Annotated in this window: 5 protein-coding genes; all 5 read right to left on the bottom strand. The window is 65.7% G+C overall.

Features of this window, described 5'->3' with window-relative positions:
- Positions 1-17: 17 nt before the first annotated feature.
- A complete protein-coding gene (gene tatC, locus OXU43_06270) occupies positions 18-809 on the bottom strand; it encodes a twin-arginine translocase subunit TatC (protein ID MDD9824757.1) in 792 nt (263 codons plus the stop codon).
- Between the two features lie 147 nt (positions 810-956).
- Positions 957-1,196: a Sec-independent protein translocase subunit TatA gene (locus OXU43_06265; protein MDD9824756.1), complete on the bottom strand. Its 240-nt coding sequence runs from the start codon at positions 1,194-1,196 to the stop codon at positions 957-959.
- Positions 1,197-1,331: 135 nt separating this feature from the next.
- The gene (gene hisIE, locus OXU43_06260) at positions 1,332-2,039 is read right to left on the bottom strand and encodes a bifunctional phosphoribosyl-AMP cyclohydrolase/phosphoribosyl-ATP diphosphatase HisIE (GenBank protein MDD9824755.1); all 708 of its coding nucleotides are present in this window, start codon (positions 2,037-2,039) and stop codon (positions 1,332-1,334) included.
- A gap of 53 nt (positions 2,040-2,092) precedes the next feature.
- Positions 2,093-2,869, bottom strand: coding sequence for an imidazole glycerol phosphate synthase subunit HisF (gene hisF / locus OXU43_06255; GenBank protein ID MDD9824754.1), 777 nt, complete (start codon positions 2,867-2,869; stop codon positions 2,093-2,095).
- A complete protein-coding gene (hisA, locus tag OXU43_06250; protein MDD9824753.1) occupies positions 2,866-3,648 on the bottom strand; it encodes a 1-(5-phosphoribosyl)-5-[(5-phosphoribosylamino)methylideneamino]imidazole-4-carboxamide isomerase in 783 nt (260 codons plus the stop codon). Before hisA ends, hisF begins: the two co-directional genes overlap by 4 nt.
- Positions 3,649-3,780 lie beyond the last annotated feature (132 nt).

Genomic DNA, 3,780 nt, shown 5'->3' with positions numbered 1-3,780 from the left:
TTGGGGTTAAATTCAGCTTAATCGGCGGTGTGGATCCGCGGCTCGGCGTCTTCCGGGTCCGGGTCCGGGTCCGGCGCGGGGAATTTCCTGGCCAGCAGCAGGCCGCCCTCGAAGAGCAACCATACCGGCAGGGCGAGCATGAACTGCGAGACAATGTCCGGGGGCGTCAGCAGCATGCCGACAACGAAGGCGCTCACGATAATCAGGGCCCGCTTCTCCGCCAGCGTATCGGCGGAGCAAATCCCCGTCCGCACGCACAGCAGCACGGCCAGGGGCGTCTCGAAGGCGATGCCGAATGCGAAAAACATCTTCAGGCAGAATCCCAGATACAGGTTCATGTCGGTCATGACGACGATTCCCTCCGGCGTCATGGCCAGCAGGAAGTTGAACAGCACCGGCAGAACCAGAAAATACGTGAAGGCGCTGCCCAGGTAAAAGAGCAGCGAGCTGCTGATCAGCAGCGGCAGGACCAGGCGCTTTTCCCGCCGGTACAGCCCCGGGGCGACGAAGGCCCACAGCTGGTAGAACAGGTAGGGTATGGCCAGAAACAAGGCCAGGAACAAGGCCAGCTTGAGGGGGGTGATGAAGGGAGAAGCCACGCTGGTGGCGATCATATTCGCCTCGTTTCCCAATCGTTCCATCAGGGGCAGCGCGAACAGCGTATAGAGATCCCGCGACAGCAGGGAAAGCGGCAGGAACAGCAACAGCACGCACAGCACGCAACGCAGCAGCCGTTGGCGCAACTCGGCCAGGTGGGCGAGGAAGGACAACTCCTTCCTGGAAGACTCTTCCTGCCCCTGGGCCGCCATTTCAGTCTTGGTCTTCGGTCGTCGGTGTCTTCAGGAGCAGCGGCTTGCCGCGGGCTTCGTCATCCGTGCCGCGCAAAGAGGCGCGCCCGGCAGGCGGCAGGGAGATGCCCCAGTCCGCCGGCTTGGCGGCGAGAGTCGCGGCCCGGCCTAGCCGGCCTTCCCGGGGTCGGTGCCGCCTGTCGGCGCCTGCGGGGCCTCCGCGGCTTCCGCCGCGGCCTGCCCTTCCTTGCTCTGGCCGCCGGCTGCCGCGTCCTCGCCGCTCATCGCCTTGCGGAATCCCCGCACCGCGGAACCCAGGTCGCCTCCTACGGAACGCAACTTCCGGGTCCCGAAAAGCAGGGCGACGATGATCAGCACGATCAGCAGTTCAGGCATACTAAAACTCATAGCGTGTAAATCGCATCGGGTGCATCGGGTTCGTTCGCTTTCAATTATAGCGGATCCCGGTTCTTCTCGCTTCCCCGGGCGCGTGGGGCGGCAATGCATGGCCGCTGCCGCCGCGGCGGCAGCCCGGCGCCGGCGTCATTCCTCCTGCGCCGCGGCGCCCGCTTTTTTCGCGCCGCCGGGGGCGGCGCTGCGGCGCTCCAATTCTTCCAGGACTTCCCGGAAGGCAATATCGCGCCCGGCCAGCATGACCATGAGGTGGTAGCAGAGATCGGCGGTTTCGTGCAGGAGCTCGCGCCGGCTCTCGTTCTTGGCCGCGAGCAGCACCTCGGCGGCCTCCTCGCCCACTTTTTTGAGGATGGCGTCCGGCCCGGCGCGGTAAAGCGCTGCCGTGTAAGAGGAGGCCGGGTCCGCCCCCCGCCGCGCCTGCAGGATCCGCTCCAGCGCCGCCAGCGTGAAGGCCGAGTGCCAGTCGCCTCCCGGCCGCGGCGTTGTCTCCTTCCAGCCGCCGCTCTCCAGTCGCCGGTAGAAACAGGTGTGGCGGCCCGTGTGGCAGGCGCCGCCATGGTGCTGGATCACTTGCAGCAGCAACACGTCCGCATCGCAGTCCAGAAAGACCGCCTTGACTTCCTGGTGGTTCCCCGAAGTTTCGCCTTTGCGCCAGAGTCGCTTGCGGGAGCGCGACCAGTAGGTGGCATATCCTTCCCGCACGGTGATTCGCAAAGACTCGCGGTTCATCCAGGCCAGGGTCAATACCGTGCCGGTCCCGTGTTCCTGCGCGAGCGCGGGCGCCAGGCCATTGTCGTCCCAGCGGATCTCCTCCAGCCAGGAGTCGTCGGCGGGCAGGCGCGGATCGTTTGCCGCTTCGGCGGCGGGAGAAGGGGGCGCTACCGGCAAGGCTACAGCCTCACCGCAATGCCGCGCTGGGCCAGCAAGCCCTTGACCTCGGCGATGGTGTGGCGGCCGAAGTGGAAGATACTGGCCGCCAGCACGGCATCGGCGCGGCCTTCGGAGATGCCGTCGGCCAAGTGCTCCGATGTGCCCGCCCCGCCCGAGGCGATGACCGGGATCGGCACGGAATCGCTGACTGCCCGGGTGAGCGCCAAATCGAAGCCCTTGCCGGTCCCGTCCCGGTCCATGCTGGTCAGGAGGATTTCCCCCGCTCCGAGTTCGGCCGCCCGTTGCGCCCATTCCACCGCGTCCATGCCCGTGCCCCGTCTGCCGCCGTGCGTATAGACTTCCCACCGCGGCGCCGCGCCGTTGCCGCGCGCCTGCCGCGCGTCTATGGCAACGACGATGCACTGGGAGCCAAAATACTGCGCCAGTTTGCGCACCAATTCCGGTTCCTGCACGGCGGAGGTATTGACGCTGATCTTGTCGGCGCCGGCATTCAGCAGCCGCCGCACGTCGTCCTGGTTGCGGATGCCCCCCCCCACGGTCAGAGGGATGAAAATCCGGGAAGCGACCCGTTCCACGAGGCGGGCGGTGGTGTCGCGTTCCTCATGACTGGCGTTGATGTCCAGGAACATCAGTTCGTCCGCTCCCTGCCGGTCGTAGCAGTCGGCGTTTTCCACCGGGTCTCCCGCATCGCACAGGTCCAGAAACCGGATTCCCTTGACCACGCGCCCGCCGGCGACATCGAGACAGGGGATGACGCGCTTGGCCAAACCGTTCATTCTGCGCCGCCGGGTTCACCGCTTTGGGGGCTTTGGCGGCAAAGTTTGTCGGCGAGGCGCTGCGCCGCCGCCAGATCCAGCTTCCCCTCGTAGATCGCCCGCCCCGTGATGGCCCCCGCAAGCCCTTTCTTGGCGAGCGCGCACAGCGCCGAGATGTCGTCCAGGTCGGCGATGCCCCCGGCGGCGATAACCGGGACCGAAGTCTTTTCGCAGATGCCCAGGGTCCCCTCGATATTGGCGCTGTTCAGCATGCCGTCCCGCTTGATGTCGGTGAATATGATGGCCGCCAAGCCTCCCTCTCCCGCCTCTTCGAGGAGGCTGGCCACATCCTTGGTGTTGCGCTCGGACAACTGTCCCCAGCCATCGGTGGCGAGCTTTCCGTTCCGGGAGTCCAGGGAGATCATGATCTGCCCCGGGAATTCCAGGCAGGCGTCGGCGACGAATTGCGGGGTGCTGACCGCGCGGGTGCCCAGGATGGCGTAGCTGACCCCCGCATCCAGGTAGTTCTGGATCGTCTCCTGGTCGCGGATGCCGCCGCCGACCTGGATCGGGATCTGAGGAAAGGCGTGGGAAATCTCGTGGATGATGTCCATATTTTCCGGCTTGCCGTAGGAGGCTCCGTCCAGATCCACGATATGAAGGCGCCGGGTGCCCGCTTCGACCCAGCGGCCCGCGGTGGCGATCGGGTCGTCCGAATAAATGGTTTCCCGGTCCATTTTGCCCTGGCACAACCGTACGCATCGGCCGTTTTTCAGGTCAATGGCGGGAATGATCAACATTGACGCTTCAACCAGTCTCCGTCAACTGCCGGCGGGCATTGCAGCGGAATCTTAGCACAAGGCGCAGCAATAACGGGGGCGGGCCGTTTCCCATCTCGATTGCGCGACGTCCCGCCCGGGCGCATCCGGTTT

It is taken from the genome of Gammaproteobacteria bacterium (assembly GCA_028817255.1).
Lineage (GTDB): Bacteria > Pseudomonadota > Gammaproteobacteria > Porifericomitales > Porifericomitaceae > Porifericomes > Porifericomes azotivorans.
The sequence above is the reverse complement of the archived record's forward strand: the minus strand, read 5'-3'. Positions and strand labels throughout refer to the sequence as shown.